Source organism: Entomomonas sp. E7T21, assembly GCF_058693955.1.
Genome location: NZ_CP191672.1, coordinates 75,398 through 90,659 on the forward strand (window position 1 = coordinate 75,398; position 15,262 = coordinate 90,659).

The window sequence follows — 15,262 nt, forward strand, 5'->3', positions numbered from 1 at the left end:
TTAGTGACCTCCAACAGATGCTGATTGATGAGAAGCTGCCTGTGGTTTAGGTTCTGGAATATATGATTCAAGAATATCTTCAAATAATCCATCCTTACCATATTGGCTAGGAGTCAAGTTATAGAAAGCAACTGGCTCAAATGATGCCATATTTTCTTTCAATCTAAACTCTTGATATGCTGCTGGTGTTAAAGAACTTACATTAACACTGTCACCTGTCACTTGATCTTTTGCTTGACCAGATTTTACATCTGCAACCCAAGCATCAAAATCAGCTCTGGTTTTTGATACAGCTTTAAATAGCATGTATGAATAACCATAACCAATAAAGTTAGCAGCTGTACCTTGGAATACACCTGGCTCATCAGCCATTAAATGTAACTTAGTCTCCATACCAGCCATTGCGTAGATTTGACTACCTAATTGCGGAATGAAGAAAGAAGTAATAGTTGTATCAGAAGTGATTGCAAACTTAACAGGCGTTTTTTCAGGAAAAACTACTTGATTAACTGTTGCAATGCCTTGTTCTGGATAAATAAACAACCATTTCCATTTAAGTGCTACAACCTGAATTGTCATTGGTTTCTCGGAAGAAACATGTGCAGGAATTGGATTAGAAGGTTCAACTTTGTGAGTATAGTAATAAGTTAAACTGCCTAATATTAGAATGATAATAATAGGTACACCCCAAACCATAGTTTCAATTTTCATTGAAAAATCCCAGTTAGGAGAATACTTTGCATTGTTACCTTCACGGTACTTAAAAGGGAAATATAAAGACATGAAGATTGCTGGAATTACCACAATAAGCATTAAGCATACTGAGATAACAATCAACGTTTTGATTTCATGACCTATATATCCTTTAGGGTTTAACAAAGCCGCATCACACCCACCTAATAGTACTAAGGAGAGCAGAAGTGGTATGGTAAACAAACGCAGATATCTTCGATTTCTCATCTCTCAACCTCTTTAGAGGAGCCTTTACCATTATTTTCAACTTAAAAACTGTTGCTCTTTTGTATACCTATTATTCTTTGATCCAGTAACAACAAAATACACACTGAACAAACGAAAAATAGTTAAACGAAAAATAAATAGTTTTTAAGCACTTAGTTTTATTTGAGCAGAGACTACTCAAACATCGAATTTACACATCTTGCATATCACAAAACGGAAAATTACCACAATCAATTGTAACAGATTTATTCAAGGCTCGAAGTGTAGCCATTGTCGCAGTACGGCCGATGCTTCGCTAAGACCTTGACGCTTGATAGAAGAAAAAAGTTGAATAGAAACAGACGTGTTTTGATAGTCAGCTAACTGTTGTTGTACTTTTAATAAAGTAGTTTTTGCGACACCAAAGGTGAGCTTATCTGCTTTAGTGAGCAAAATATGTACAGACATTTTTGACACATCAGCCCAATCCAGTAACATTTTATCGAACTCTGTTAATGGATGGCGAATGTCCATCATTAATACAATACCTTTTAAAGATTCTCTAGTAGATAAATAGGCATCCAAATGTTTTTGCCAATGCTCTTTTAAAGGTAATGGTACTTTAGCATAACCATAACCTGGTAAATCGACAAAACGACGCTCATTATCAACTGCAAAAAAGTTAATTAATTGTGTTCGTCCTGGGGTTTTAGAGGTTCTAGCTAAATTAGCATGAGTTAACGCATTAATAGCACTCGATTTACCTGCATTAGATCGGCCTGCAAACGCTACTTCATAACCCACATCTGGTGGGCACTGGTCTACCTTAGCAGCACTTGTTAGAAAAGCAGCTTTTTGGCACAACCCCATAAATTTATTTGCAGACATATAGAAACCTTAACACAACAATGAATAACATAATATCATAATGTTTGCATTACCAAACTTTAAATATTCTATTATTAACTAATGTGAATAGATTAATTATTTACACTCTGTCACAAACCGAGCACAACTAATTATTGCATTTCCCATTTAATTAGGTATTGTACTGCTCTAAAATTAATTATTTGTTGTTAACTCTATAATGGAGAGAAATATGCGTCGTTTGTTTATGGCAGGAATGATTACATTCATCACACTTTTTTGTGCCAGTGTTTATGCACAAATTGGTGTTTTAGCACTTCCTGAACCACAAGCTGGTAAAGAATATACTATTCTACCCACCCCTGTTCCTACTTCAGAACCTAATAAAATAGAAGTAACAGAAGTTTTTTGGTATGGTTGCCCTCATTGTTATGATTTAGAACCTATCATTAACAAATGGTCAAAAAATTTACCCGCAGACGTTCACTTTGTACGTATGCCAGCATTATTCAGCAAACTATGGAACATCCATGGTCAATTATTTATTACTTTAGACACCTTAAAAGTAGAAGATAAATTACATTCTGCTGTGTTTGAGTCTATTCGCCAGCGCAAAAACTTATTACTTACACCAGAAGATATGGCTGATTTTGTTGCTCAACATGGTGTTGATAAAGCTAAGTTCTTAGAGACTTATAACTCTTTTGGTGTTCAAGCCAGAATGGAAAAAGACAAAAAAGTCTTAAATAAATATGGTATTACAGGTGTACCAGCCATTATTGTTAATGGTAAATACCGTATTGACTTTAATGATAATGTTGCAGAACCTGCTGATTTAATGCGAGTAACTAACTATTTAATTGAAAAAGAACGCGCTGCTTTAAAACCAGCTAATGACAGTTCAGTTACAGAAAAAGCAGCAGCAACTGCAAATTAAAGTATTTTCTTATAAAAAAACAGTGTTATCATTTTTAACATAAACAAGAATGGATAATATCTGTGATAAAGATTAAAAAGAAAAAAGAGGTCGCTACTCACCTTTCCCCCCAAATTAATAAGGAGAGTAGCCCCATTATTCTACCCCCACAAGGAATAATGAAACTCTTAACTTTTAATATTCAAGTGGGTAATAACACTAGCCAGTTTCATCACTACTTTACAAGAAGCTGGCAACATGTGTTGCCCTATAAAGATCGTGCTAAAACCCTACAACGCATTGCGGAACTAATCAACAAATATGATCTTGTTGCACTACAGGAAGTTGATGGTGGTAGCTTGCGATCTAGCGGTATTAATCAAGTAGAGTTTTTAGCCAAATTGGCTAAATTTCCCTATTGGCACCAGCAAACCAATCGCAACCTTGGCAAACTAGCTCAACATAGTAATGGCATGTTAAGCCGTTTCAAACCAACACTTATTGAAGACCATCCACTACCTGGCATGCGCGGCCGAGGCGCGATCTTTACTCGCTTTGGTGAAGGTGAAGATGCCTTAGTCGTTGTGGTAATGCATCTAGCTTTACGCAGAAAAGCACGTAAAGAACAACTAGATTATATTTACAATATGATTACGCCTTATAAATACCATATTTTAATGGGTGATATGAATGCAGGTACTGTTGAGTTATTGGAAGATTCCGCATTAAAAAATCTTGACCTTGTATTCCCCCAAACAGAGGCTACCTATCCTAGCTGGAACCCCAAACATTGTCTTGATCATATTCTATTAAGTTCAGAACTAAAAATAGAACAAGTTAATGTTTTACAACAACCTATATCAGACCATTTACCTATTGAAGTCGATATCCGTTTACCTGATGCTATACTAGCTAATATCAATCACTTTTATAATAAGTCTTAAAATCACTATTATTCCTTACTAGGAATATGGAACTGCTTTTAATGAAAAAACTGTTTATTTGTTTTTGCCTAATTTTATTAACTGCTTGTCAAAGTAGTTTGCATATCAATAAAGATTACCAATCTGTGGGACAAGATAGTCGTGTGCAATATGTGGTTTTACATTACACCGCCACTGATTTTAAGCGTTCCCTTTATTTATTAACCAAAGAACCAGTAAGTAGTCATTATCTTATTGAAGATCAAAAGGGTACTATTTACCAACTGGTAGATGAAAAAAATAGAGCATGGCATGCAGGACTGAGTGAATGGCAGGGCAGAACTTTTCTAAATAATAGCTCTATTGGTATTGAAATAGTTAATAGAGGATTTACTGAAGATACTCATGGCTACAAAAAATGGTATCCCTATACCGAAACACAAATACAATCACTGATTGTATTATTAAAAGACATCAAGGCTCGTTATAAGTTATCAGCTGAAAATATCTTAGGTCACAGTGATATCGCACCACTACGCAAAACTGACCCAGGCCCGCTATTTCCTTGGCGTCGTCTAGCTAAAGAAGGATTAGCGGTATGGCCAAATGAACGAGCTGTGACTGCCCAAAAAGCTATTTTTGACCAACAAAAATTACCTGATACAAGTTGGATACAAGAAAAACTTGCCATCATTGGCTATGCTGTACCACAGACAGGAATATTAGATAAAGAAACAGTAAAAGTTATTATGGCGTTTCAAATGCGTTATCAACCTGAAAATGTTACAGGGGTAGTAGATAGTAAAACGGCTGCTCTACTAGCCGTTGTTGCAAGAAAAGATTTTACCAAGCCTGAATAAACCTATTGTTATTCCATAATATAGGTTTATTTAAAAAACAACCATGCTATATTAATGAGCGATTTTTTATTTCACTTTCACAAAGTGAATTTTAAGTTAAATAGCTGTCAAAATGATGAACCATTTATAAAGGTTAGCCCATATGACTATTACTATTACAATATCTACATTAATTAAAATATTAATTGTAGCTTTTTTTATTTGGGGTGTACTTTATGTATATTTCCATGGACGCTCTCGCCGTATTCCTCTGTTAAGGCAATTTTTTAACTATTCCGCGTTATTTGCTCCCTATAATGCCTTAATGTATATCTTCTCTAAGCAAAAGTCTCAACCTTATTACGATAGAGCAGACTTTAAAGAAATGGATTTAATTAAAGAGAATTGGGAAATCATCAAAGAAGAAGGCGAAAAACTATTTGATGAAGGGTATATTCGTGCAGCTATTGGTGGTAATGAAGCAGGCTTTGGTTCTTTCTTTAAAAGAGGCTGGAAACGTTTCTATTTAACTTGGAATAGAGATACCCTACCTTCAGCAGAAAACTTATGCCCAAAAACATTAGAACTAGTAAGACAAGTTCCTTTAATTAAAAGTGCACTATTTACACGTTTACCGGCTCGTAGTCATTTAAATGCCCATCGTGATCCCTTTGCAGGAACACTACGTTATCATTTAGGTTTATCAACACCAAACTCTGAAAAGTGTGCAATCTACGTAGATGAACAACCACAGGCTTGGTATGATGGTGAAGATTTTATTTTTGATGAAACCTATATTCACTATGTCATCAATGATACTGATGACTACCGCTTAATCTTCTTCTGCGATCTTGATCGTCCATTAAAACAACCAATGTATACTATTAACCAATGGGTAAGTAATATACTAGCTGCTTTAACCCAACCTCAAAATATTGATGGTGAACATGCAGGCTTTGCTAACCGTGCTTACCGTGGATTTATTAACTTCTCAAAATTTTTTAGTACCCCCATTAAAGCATTAAAACGCAAATCACGTACAGCTTATAATATATTAAGGGTGGTTGCTATTCTGTTAATTATATTGTTGATTCTAAAATGGGTTTTCTGATTTCTTAGTTATACTCATCTGTATTAAAAAGCCAATGTAATTTACATTGGCTTTTTAGTTTATACCATTAAGGCCTTTCACCCGACCTTAACCTATTTTCAATATCAGTTAATACGGGTAATAAATCAGCTACTGTATCAATAACATAATGAGCACCTGTAGCTTGCATTTTTGCAGTGGCTTGCTGACGTAATTTATCTTGTTCTATTAGATCTAACGCTTGCCATTCTTCTAAACTAAGCCCTACTTCATTGCCACTGATAGACACAGCAACTGTCCATGTACCTGCATTTAATCCCTCTTCTATACCAACTCCTGTATCATCTACTTTAACCACTGTATAAGGAGGCCATACCCCCAAATCAGCGAATGTTTGATACATCATTAATGGGGATGGCCTACCTGCAGCTAGATCACCTGCACAGACTAAATTATCTGGGCTATAACCAGCTTTTACAGCAATAGGTAACAACTTTTCCATAATAGGTCTGTTATAACCTGTAGTAGAACCAATTTTAATGCCCCTGTAACGTAAGGTATTGATAAGCTCGATAGTTCCTGGAACAAAATCAGAAAAATCTTCTACTACCTCTGCATTCATAGGAGTAAATACCTCATACAAATGCTCTGCATCTGCATTTGTTGGTCTAGCTCCATATTGTTGTAACCATTGCTGGTTAATCTCTGGAATAGCTAACAACGCTTTAATATGATCTAACTTTGCCATACCCATAGGACCGCGTGCTTGCTCTATGGATAATTGGACATTGAATTTTTCGAACAGCTTTACAAAAGCACCCATTGGCGCACAAGAGCCGAAGTCAATTACTGTACCAGCCCAATCAAAAACAACGGCTGTTAACTGGTGTTGAGGTTGATTCATCGTTTAATCTCTTATTCTTCAAAAGTAGCTAGTTAATTTGAATATTCATCTGTTGCATACAAAAATTCATGGCACTAATAACCTGATGCATTTCTTTCTCACCAATGGCACCTATACAACCCACACGAAATGTTTCAATAGCTGTTAACTTACCAGGATATAACATAAATCCTGCTGCTTTTACGTGAGCATAAAACTGTTTAAAATCATAGTGATTATCTTGTGGTGCTAAAAAAGTGATAATGATGGGTGAAATATATTCTGGTTTTAAGAAAGGTTTAAACCCTAACTGACCTAACCCCTTTAATAACACTTGGCAATTATTGTTATAACGCACTAATCTTACAGTTTGCCCACCTTCTTCTATAAATTGTTCCATAGCTTCTGCTAAAGCAGCCACTACATGAGTAGGTGGAGTAAAACGCCATTGCCCTGTACGCTCCATATAAATGTACTGATCGTACAAATCCATTGCCAATGAATGACTATTTCCTTCACAGCTATCCAATATAGCTTTGCGAATAAATACAAAACCCATCCCTGGCACACCCTCTAAACATTTACCACTAGCAGAAATAAGGGCATCAAATACAATTTCATTAGCACTAATTGGTAAAGCACCAAAAGAGCTCATTGCATCAACTATTAGACCAAGTCCTAACCGTTGACAAAGATCGCTCACTGCCACTAAAGGGTTAGCAATCCCTGTTCCTGTTTCGCAATGAATTAAACCAATATGGGTAATACTAGGATCTGCAACAACTGCTTCTTCAACAGCTTTAACACTTATAGGCTCACTTTCTGATTGAGTTAAGACAGTAGTCTGACGCCCCATCATTGTGGCTAATTTAGCCATACGCTTACAGTATGCACCATTATCCAGTACTAAAAGATGTCCTTTTTTAGGGACTACTGTAGCAATAGCAGCTTCCACAGAAAATGTACCACTACCTTGTAATGGAACAACCACATAATCTTGTTGACCATCAATAACGTCTAATAATTGTTGGCGTAACTTAGCAGTTATAGTATTAAAATCTGCATCCCACGATCCCCAATCCTTCAACATCGCTAGTTTAGTACGTAATGTCGTAGTCAAAGGACCAGGGGTTAAAAGAATATTATCTCTATCCATCTTATTTCCAAAAAATACTTATTATGAATGTTAGCTATTACGCCAACGTTGAGTTCGTTTATTAACAAACTTTCCTAGCAACAGATAAGCACCTGTTACTACAATTGAAATAACTGTAATCATCACTGCCATAGCTGTAGCGCCACCCATATCACCCGCATCATCTAAATTCAAAATAGCTACAGAAGCTAATTGGGTTTCTGGTGAATACAAGAAGATAACCGCAGAAATAGTTGTCATTGCGTTGATAAAAAAGTAACGGGAAATATCCAGCAAACTAGGCAGACAAATTGGCAAGGTTACCCGCCACATAGTTTTATAAAAAGGAACTTTGAGTGAAGCAGATACTGCTTCAAATTCCCAATCAATAGCCTTTAATGCAGTAACCATTGTCATATGACTAGTCGTATAAAAATGGATAACTGTACACATAATCAGTAAAATCATGGTTTGGTATAAACCATTTAAGGGATTGCTAGGTGCATTAAAAAAGAAGATATAGCCCAAGCCCAATACTAAACCTGGTACAGCCATAGGTAACATCACTAACAAACGAATCAATGGTCTTAAAGCATCAAAGCCCTTAGTCTTCTCAAGCATATAAGCGCCCAAGAAAACCAATGTAGTACCAATGATAGTGGTTCCCAATGCCAAGATTAAGCTATTGATAATTGCTCCCCCTAATTCAGAATCTATTAATGCAGACTGATAATTTAATAAACTTAAATTAAGGTTATATGGCCAAAAACTAACAAAAGATGCATATACTGCCATAAAGAACATGGCTAACACCAAGCTACAAATCACTACACAATATATCGACATTGCTATATCAAAACTACGCTTAGGCTTTACTACCAACGTTACCGCTCGCGCACTCAGTGAGGCAGTTTGTTTACGCCTAATAAAATAATCCACGACAAAGGTTAACAACGCAGGTAATAACAATAATAAAGCAACCACTGCTCCTTGCTGAAAATCCTGCTGACCAATGATTAAACGAAAAATATCAGTAGCCAATACATCAAAATCACCACCAACAATTTTAGGTACACCAAAATCTGTCATCACTAAAGTAAAAGATACTAATGAGGCAGAAATAACTCCATATTTAGCGCTGGGTAATGTCACTGTAAAAAACTTACGAAGTGTTGATGTTCCCATCGCGTCCGCTGCTTCATATAGACGTCCATCAGCAAGGGATAAAGAAGTGACTAGAATCATCAACACATGGGGGAAAATAGCAAAACACTCAGCAAGTACAATACCTGACGCACCATAAATGCTTTCAAAACCTAATAATTGCCAGAATGATTTAGCAATTCCCTGATTACCAAACCAATATATTAATGAAATAGCGGCTAACAACGAGGGAGCCAATAGAGGTAGTAATGTAATACTACGCATTATTCCCTTAAAGCGCATACAACTTCTTGTTAAGGCATAAGCAAAAGTAAATGCTAATGGAATAACAATTAATGTCACTAATGTGGATACAAATAAACTATTGCCTAAACTTCTTAATAAACTAAGTGAGCTAAGGTAGCTAACAATAGCTACCCAACCTGAACTATTTATACGATCTTCTGTATAAATCTGCCCTATAATTGCCACAAGCGGTGCAGCTAAAAATATTAATAACAAGAATAAGATTATCAGTAGCACCGATAAAATTAACCACTGATTACCTTTTACACTCTTTAGCCAATAACTATTAATTGGTTGCTTACTTGCTATCAATAACTCTGTCTGCATCATAACTCTTTCACTGGAAAAACATTAACGCGCTCAGGACGTATAGCAAACTGTAAATTAGCCCCTTGCTGTACATTAAGGTCATACATTTGATTTAATGAAAATTGCAGTTGTAGTGATTGATTAGCTAAACGATCAACCTGCAATTCAGCTAAACATTTCCCCCCAAGAAATTCGATATTTTTTATAATACCTGTACAGTTGTTTGTATCATTAGCAGGTAATTGTTCAACTACTCTATCTTCAGGACGTAAATAGAGTTTAACCTTATCCCCCTGAGTAAATGCTGTATGATGTGGTTGTTCACACTTTAAGCGTAAATCCCCACAACGAAACCATTGATTTCCCTCAGCAATAGCATCTAGACAGTTTATTTTCCCTACAAAATTAGCTACAAAAGGAGACACTGGATGACTATAAACTTCTAATGGTGTATCGACTTGTTCAATAACACCATGGTTCATCACCACTACTCGATCCGCAATAGATAAAGCTTCTTCCTGATCATGGGTTACCATAATAGTAGTTAAGCCTAATTGTTTTTGTAGACTACAAATTTCATTGCGTAAATGCACTCGTACCGTGGCATCTAAAGCAGATAATGGTTCATCTAACAACAATAAATTGGGCGCAGTTGCTAACGCTCTAGCCAATGCAATTCTTTGTTGTTGACCACCTGACATTTGAGCAGGGTATTTATTACCACTATCAGGTAAACCTATCAAAACTAATAGCTCGTCCACCCGTTGTTTAATAGCTGTTTTTGTCTGTTTACGATTAACTAAACCATAAGCAATATTTTCTGCAATAGTTAAATTAGGAAATAGTGCATAAGATTGAAATACAATACCGTAATCACGTTCTGCTGGTGGTAAATAACTTATGTCTTTTCCTTGTTGGAGAATCGTCCCTGATGATTGTCGCTCCAAACCTGCAATGATCCTTAATAGAGTAGTTTTTCCACAACCTGAAGGGCCTAAAAAACATATTAGTTCACCTTGTTTAATAGTAAGATTAATATCATTAAGAGCAATAAACTTGCCAAACTGCTTACAGATATGATCTAACCGTAAATAGGTATTACTCATTAATAGCATTTCCTTAAAATCACTACTACTTAGGCTCTGATTTATTGGCATAACGTGAACTCCACTCTTTTAAAATCACATCACGCTGCTTAGCTGCATAATCAAAATCCATCTTAATTAAACGCTGTTCATAATCATCAGGAATATTAGCTAACTTAGGAGCAACATTAGGCTGTCCCGTAATTGCAAAGCTTTTACCATATAGCTTCATTGCATCTGTACTTGAAGCCCAATCTGCTAACGTTTTTGCTGCGGCTAAATTCTTTGTTCCTTTGTGGATGGCAAAAGCTTCAACATCCCAACCTAATCCTTCTTTAGGAAAAACTAAATCAATAGGCGCACCTTTTGCTTTATTAGTATGGCCACGATACTCAAAAGAGATGCCTATTACATACTCACCCGTTGCGGCCATATTGCAAGGTTTAGAACCAGAATGGGTATACTGTGCCATATTCTTGTGCAATCCATCCATAAACTGCCAACCACTACCTTTACCTTGCTCATCTCCCCATATCTGCAACCAACTAACCACATCAAAATAACCAGTACCTGATGAGGTAGGATCAGGCATTACAATCTGTCCTTGATAAACTGGTTTTAATAAGTCTTGCCAGCTTTCAGGTTTAGGAATCTTTCTTTTTTCAGCTTCTGCTGTATTGAAACAAAGAACAGCTCCTGTAACATCAAGCCCCCACCAATAAGGTGGATTCTCACTATCACGATAAGCAGCCTTAATATTAGAGAAATTAGAGGGGGCATAAGCCTCTAACATTCCTTGTTGCTTCAATACCCCCAAACCAGTAATCGCTACCCCCCAAACCACATCAGCTTTAGGATTATTTTTTTCAGCCAATAGTTTAGAAACAATAACACCTGTTGAGTCACGCACTATTCGTAATTGAATTTCTGGATGAGCCTTATTAAAAGCCCGTTGATATGCCTTAATTTGATCTGTCTCTAATGCAGTATAGACAGTTAATTGACTCTTTTCCGCTAATGCTTGTACAGAAAACGCCAACCCTAGACCCGTTATAACTATTGATTTCCATAAACTCATTTAAGTACCTATTTATCGATTCACTTAAATAGAGTATAGAAACCTCATGTGTCATTTTTATGACAATATGAAAATTTCTTAAAAATGTTTTTTAAACAATTTTAAACAGTTTAGTTATATATATTTACAGCCTGTCATAATCGGTTAAGGTTATTTTATAGGTTTCAACATAAACTTAATTGGTAGTTTATAGAAAGGTAGTTTTGTTTAATGTTAAGTTTACGGCCAATATTATTGTTAATTTTAGTACTCACTGTACAAACAAGTTTTGCAGAAAATGAGCGCAAGGACTTTTGGCAATTTCAAACCAGCGTCTATACTAAACATTTTCACCCAAATCCTGAGCATAACAACCACCAAGAATTGATAGGTATTGACTATAACCTTTCTTCTGGTTGGTTCTTTGGAGGGGCTACTTTTCGTAACTCTTTTCGACAACGCTCAGTCTATGCCTATGCAGGGAAACGTTTTGAACTAGAAGACACCCCTTTTTATGCTCGCATATCAGGTGGTTTAATTCATGGTTATCATGGTAAATATCAACATAAGATACCAATGAATGGCTTAGGCATAGCGCCTGCTATTATTCCTTCTGTTGGAGTTCAAGTAGATAGACTTAGTACAGAAGTTATATTATTAGGCTTTAATGCAATGATGGTTAATGTTGGTTTTAAACTTTAAAAAGAAGGCTGCCAAAGCAGCCTTAAAAACTGTTAATTAATTTTCTTAATAAAATACTCAAATATTTGAGCATCATTGGTTAATTCAGGATGAAAAGCCATCACCAAGATGTTATCTTGCTCTGCCATTACAATCTTATCTTCAATTGTAGCAAGCACTTTCACACCATCACCAACCGACTGAATAAAAGGTGCTCGGATAAATACTGCAGGAATTGTTTCAGCGATACCTTTAACAGATAAGACTGCTTCAAAACTATCGACTTGTCTGCCAAAGCCATTACGCTCCACAGTAATATCTATTAACCCTAATGGCATAACCTTACCATCTGAATTAACGATATTTTTCCCACATAAAATTAGCCCAGCACACGTCCCCATCACAGGATGTTTTTTTGCAAACTGCTTAATTTTTTCATATAAACCATGTTGCTGAATTAGACGACTAATTACCGTAGATTCTCCACCAGGAATAATCAAACCATCAATATCTTCTAAATCATCAACATGCTTAACAGGTACACCTTTTACTTGCAATCGCTCAAGCATTTGCAAGTGTTCAGCGATTGCACCTTGTAACGCTAAAACACCAATGGTTTTCATACTACCAGCCTCTATCTTGCATCCGTTCTGCATCAGACAATCTAGAGATCTCAATACCTTTCATTGGTGTACCTAAACCTTTAGAGAGTTCAGCTAATAGTTTATAGTCTTGATAATTGGTAGTGGCTTGCACAATAGCTTTAGCAAACTTCTCTGGATTATCTGATTTAAAAATACCAGAGCCTACAAACACACCATCTGCACCTAAACTCATCATTAACGCTGCATCCGCTGGAGTAGCCACACCACCAGCCGCAAAGTTAACAACAGGTAATTTACCTAGTTTTTTTACTTCTTTTACTAGCTCATAAGGTGCGCCTATATCTTTAGCAAAGGTCATCAATTCATCATCACATTTGCTTGCTAAAATACGAATTTGCTCGTTCACTTTACGAATATGACGCACCGCTTCAACAATATTGCCAGTCCCTGGCTCGCCTTTAGTACGTAGCATAGAAGCTCCTTCACCTATACGACGTAAGGCTTCTCCTAAATCACGGCAACCGCATACAAACGGCACAGTATATTCACTTTTTAATAAGTGATATTGTTCATCTGCCGGCGTTAACACTTCACTTTCATCAATATAGTCAACACCCATAGCTTCTAAAATACGAGCTTCACTAATATGTCCAATTCGTGCTTTAGCCATTACAGGAATGGTCACTGCATTCATTACTTCTTCTACAATAGTAGGATCAGCCATTCTCGCCACACCGCCAGCAGCACGGATATCCGAAGGTACGCGCTCCAATGCCATTACAGCTACAGCACCTGCTGCTTCAGCAATTTTTGCTTGCTCAGCATTAATCACATCCATGATTACACCGCCTTTTTGCATTTGCGCCATACCACGTTTAACTGTTTCTGAACCTACAATTTTAGTTGTCACTCTAAGCACTCCTGTTATTTAACTAATTTTTTAGAGTGTTAAGAATAATCCTTTCCATAAAATAAAAAACATCCAATTGGACTATATTTATACCATCCAATTTAACTATAATATCTTTAGCAATTTCTATTGATCGAGTGAGCCTATGTGGGCATTAACCAGTAATCCAGCAAATAAACAACCCCTTTACAAACAGATTGTTAACCATATTGAACAAGCTATTGAGAATGGACAATTACAAGCAGGGGAACGGTTACCTTCTGAACGACAATTAAGCACCTTACTGAAAGTCAATCGCTCAACTATTATCCATGCTTTGGATGAGCTCACTGATAGAGGAATCCTTATTCGTAAACTAGGTAGTGGAACCTATGTAAATGAGCAAAAATGGGGGTTACAAAGTTATCCTTTAATTAATTGGCAGGCTACACCAGAAATTCTTTCTAAAAAAAGACAAGACTCATACTACCTACAAGCTAACCAGTTACGGCAAAAAGCACACAGCCATCAACAACCTATATTAGACTTAGCCAATGGTGACTTACCTACAGATTTACTACCTACTCTTTCTTTACCAGAGTTTTCATGGCAAGAATTACTAACCCATGAGCAAGGTACAGAAGCCTCCCATTTAGGTTTAATTTCTTTTCGGCAAGCTGTCCAAAACTATTTACAACAACGTTTTAAAATGACTGTGGCAACTGAGCAAATATTGATTACCTCTGGAGCTCAACAAGCTATCTTTCTTATTACTCAAGGCTTGCTAAAACCAGGTGATGCTATTGGTATTGAAGCTCCCTCTTACTTTTATTCATTACCACTATTTCAAGCAGCAGGTTTACGTATTTATGCCATTCCAACAGACCAACAAGGTATAACATTAGACGGTTTAGAAAAACTACTTAATCAGCAGTCTATAAAAATGATTTTTCTTAACCCCATTTTTCAAAACCCTACTGGCTTTGTGATGACTGAGCATCGCAAAAAACAATTACTTAACTACTGCTATAAAAAACGTATTCCTATTGTTGAAGATGATGCTTATAGTGCCTTGCCCTTTAATTCACAGCTAGATACTTCTCCTTTAAAAAAATTAGATAAACACCAGCAAGTAATTTATATTGGTTCACTTTCTAAATATATTGGCAAAAATATTCGAGCAGGATGGATGATTGCCCCCAAAGCTATCGTTAATAAACTAGCTGATATACGGCAACAGCTAGATGCTGGACTTAGTGTTCTACCACAACTACTTGCTGAACACTACTTAACAGAACATAGCAGTACGCATCAACAATACTTACAAACTGCATTAACTAAAAGATCCCAACAATTAATACAATGGCTTAAAGAAAACTATCAACATAAATTAACTTTTCAACCACCATTAGGCGGTTTTCATCTTTACACTCATTGCCTACAAAAAAATACCTATGACTTTAATAATTTATTAGATGAGTTGTTACAACAAAATATTATTGTAGCTAGAGGTACAGATTTTGGGGATACTCCTTATCATCTACGTTTTAGTTATGGACACTTTAACATAGCAAGCTTAGCTAAAAGGTGATTTA

At 36.2% G+C, this 15,262-nt stretch carries 15 protein-coding genes; 6 read left to right on the forward strand and 9 right to left on the reverse strand.

Going from position 1 to position 15,262, the window contains the following annotated elements:
- Positions 1-960 (reverse strand): ubiquinol oxidase subunit II, encoded by a 960-nt coding sequence (cyoA, locus tag ACQVD9_RS00385; protein ID WP_264746936.1) that lies wholly within the window; start codon positions 958-960, stop codon positions 1-3.
- A gap of 249 nt (positions 961-1,209) precedes the next feature.
- Positions 1,210-1,827, reverse strand: a complete 618-nt coding sequence (yihA, locus tag ACQVD9_RS00390) for a ribosome biogenesis GTP-binding protein YihA/YsxC (protein WP_264746937.1) — start codon at positions 1,825-1,827, stop codon at positions 1,210-1,212.
- Between the two features lie 211 nt (positions 1,828-2,038).
- On the opposite strand from yihA, the gene ACQVD9_RS00395 reads away from it, so the two are divergent.
- The 4 genes from ACQVD9_RS00395 (at position 2,039) to ACQVD9_RS00410 (ending at position 5,595) form a co-directional block, all read left to right on the forward strand.
- Positions 2,039-2,743: a thiol:disulfide interchange protein DsbA/DsbL gene (locus tag ACQVD9_RS00395; protein ID WP_264746938.1), complete on the forward strand. Its 705-nt coding sequence runs from the start codon at positions 2,039-2,041 to the stop codon at positions 2,741-2,743.
- Positions 2,744-2,805: 62 nt separating this feature from the next.
- Positions 2,806-3,666 (forward strand): endonuclease/exonuclease/phosphatase family protein, encoded by an 861-nt coding sequence (locus ACQVD9_RS00400; RefSeq protein ID WP_413774171.1) that lies wholly within the window; start codon positions 2,806-2,808, stop codon positions 3,664-3,666.
- 41 nt (positions 3,667-3,707) lie between these two features.
- The gene (locus ACQVD9_RS00405; protein ID WP_264746939.1) at positions 3,708-4,505 is read left to right on the forward strand and encodes an N-acetylmuramoyl-L-alanine amidase; all 798 of its coding nucleotides are present in this window, start codon (positions 3,708-3,710) and stop codon (positions 4,503-4,505) included.
- 154 nt (positions 4,506-4,659) lie between these two features.
- Positions 4,660-5,595 carry an aspartyl/asparaginyl beta-hydroxylase domain-containing protein gene (locus tag ACQVD9_RS00410; RefSeq protein WP_264747822.1) on the forward strand — a complete coding sequence of 312 codons (936 nt, stop codon included), beginning with the start codon at positions 4,660-4,662 and terminating at the stop codon, positions 5,593-5,595.
- A 67-nt stretch (positions 5,596-5,662) separates the two neighbouring features.
- Here ACQVD9_RS00410 and phnX read toward each other — a convergent pair whose 3' ends face one another.
- Genes phnX through ACQVD9_RS00435 form a run of 5 tightly spaced genes read right to left on the reverse strand, consistent with a single transcriptional unit; the run spans position 5,663 to position 11,513 of the window.
- Positions 5,663-6,478: a phosphonoacetaldehyde hydrolase gene (gene phnX, locus ACQVD9_RS00415; protein ID WP_264746940.1), complete on the reverse strand. Its 816-nt coding sequence runs from the start codon at positions 6,476-6,478 to the stop codon at positions 5,663-5,665.
- A 28-nt stretch (positions 6,479-6,506) separates the two neighbouring features.
- A complete protein-coding gene (locus ACQVD9_RS00420; protein ID WP_264746941.1) occupies positions 6,507-7,613 on the reverse strand; it encodes a 2-aminoethylphosphonate--pyruvate transaminase in 1,107 nt (368 codons plus the stop codon).
- A 30-nt stretch (positions 7,614-7,643) separates the two neighbouring features.
- Positions 7,644-9,371, reverse strand: a complete 1,728-nt coding sequence (locus ACQVD9_RS00425) for a putative 2-aminoethylphosphonate ABC transporter permease subunit (protein ID WP_264746942.1) — start codon at positions 9,369-9,371, stop codon at positions 7,644-7,646.
- Positions 9,368-10,507 carry a putative 2-aminoethylphosphonate ABC transporter ATP-binding protein gene (locus ACQVD9_RS00430; protein WP_264746943.1) on the reverse strand — a complete coding sequence of 380 codons (1,140 nt, stop codon included), beginning with the start codon at positions 10,505-10,507 and terminating at the stop codon, positions 9,368-9,370. Before ACQVD9_RS00430 ends, ACQVD9_RS00425 begins: the two co-directional genes overlap by 4 nt.
- The gene (locus ACQVD9_RS00435; RefSeq protein WP_264746944.1) at positions 10,482-11,513 is read right to left on the reverse strand and encodes a putative 2-aminoethylphosphonate ABC transporter substrate-binding protein; all 1,032 of its coding nucleotides are present in this window, start codon (positions 11,511-11,513) and stop codon (positions 10,482-10,484) included. Before ACQVD9_RS00435 ends, ACQVD9_RS00430 begins: the two co-directional genes overlap by 26 nt.
- A 210-nt stretch (positions 11,514-11,723) precedes the next feature.
- Between ACQVD9_RS00435 and ACQVD9_RS00440 the strand changes: the two genes are divergently transcribed.
- On the forward strand, positions 11,724-12,194 hold the full coding sequence (locus tag ACQVD9_RS00440; RefSeq protein WP_264746945.1) for a sn-glycerol-3-phosphate transporter: 471 nt from the start codon (positions 11,724-11,726) through the stop codon (positions 12,192-12,194).
- Between the two features lie 32 nt (positions 12,195-12,226).
- Here ACQVD9_RS00440 and pdxT read toward each other — a convergent pair whose 3' ends face one another.
- The gene (gene pdxT / locus ACQVD9_RS00445; RefSeq protein WP_264746946.1) at positions 12,227-12,796 is read right to left on the reverse strand and encodes a pyridoxal 5'-phosphate synthase glutaminase subunit PdxT; all 570 of its coding nucleotides are present in this window, start codon (positions 12,794-12,796) and stop codon (positions 12,227-12,229) included.
- Position 12,797: 1 nt separating this feature from the next.
- Positions 12,798-13,688 (reverse strand): pyridoxal 5'-phosphate synthase lyase subunit PdxS, encoded by an 891-nt coding sequence (gene pdxS, locus ACQVD9_RS00450; protein WP_264746947.1) that lies wholly within the window; start codon positions 13,686-13,688, stop codon positions 12,798-12,800.
- Positions 13,689-13,833: 145 nt separating this feature from the next.
- Between pdxS and ACQVD9_RS00455 the strand changes: the two genes are divergently transcribed.
- Positions 13,834-15,258 carry an aminotransferase-like domain-containing protein gene (locus ACQVD9_RS00455; protein WP_264746948.1) on the forward strand — a complete coding sequence of 475 codons (1,425 nt, stop codon included), beginning with the start codon at positions 13,834-13,836 and terminating at the stop codon, positions 15,256-15,258.
- The last annotated feature ends 4 nt before the right edge of the window (positions 15,259-15,262 follow it).

Coding starts and splice junctions, on each gene's coding strand:
- cyoA (WP_264746936.1), bottom strand. CDS start 960: ATGAGAAATCGAAGATATCTGCGTTTGTTTACCATACCACTTCTGCTC.
- yihA (WP_264746937.1), bottom strand. CDS start 1,827: ATGTCTGCAAATAAATTTATGGGGTTGTGCCAAAAAGCTGCTTTTCTA.
- ACQVD9_RS00395 (WP_264746938.1), top strand. CDS start 2,039: ATGCGTCGTTTGTTTATGGCAGGAATGATTACATTCATCACACTTTTT.
- ACQVD9_RS00405 (WP_264746939.1), top strand. CDS start 3,708: ATGAAAAAACTGTTTATTTGTTTTTGCCTAATTTTATTAACTGCTTGT.
- phnX (WP_264746940.1), bottom strand. CDS start 6,478: ATGAATCAACCTCAACACCAGTTAACAGCCGTTGTTTTTGATTGGGCT.
- ACQVD9_RS00420 (WP_264746941.1), bottom strand. CDS start 7,613: ATGGATAGAGATAATATTCTTTTAACCCCTGGTCCTTTGACTACGACA.
- ACQVD9_RS00425 (WP_264746942.1), bottom strand. CDS start 9,371: ATGATGCAGACAGAGTTATTGATAGCAAGTAAGCAACCAATTAATAGT.
- ACQVD9_RS00430 (WP_264746943.1), bottom strand. CDS start 10,507: ATGCCAATAAATCAGAGCCTAAGTAGTAGTGATTTTAAGGAAATGCTA.
- ACQVD9_RS00435 (WP_264746944.1), bottom strand. CDS start 11,513: ATGAGTTTATGGAAATCAATAGTTATAACGGGTCTAGGGTTGGCGTTT.
- ACQVD9_RS00440 (WP_264746945.1), top strand. CDS start 11,724: ATGTTAAGTTTACGGCCAATATTATTGTTAATTTTAGTACTCACTGTA.
- pdxT (WP_264746946.1), bottom strand. CDS start 12,796: ATGAAAACCATTGGTGTTTTAGCGTTACAAGGTGCAATCGCTGAACAC.
- ACQVD9_RS00455 (WP_264746948.1), top strand. CDS start 13,834: ATGTGGGCATTAACCAGTAATCCAGCAAATAAACAACCCCTTTACAAA.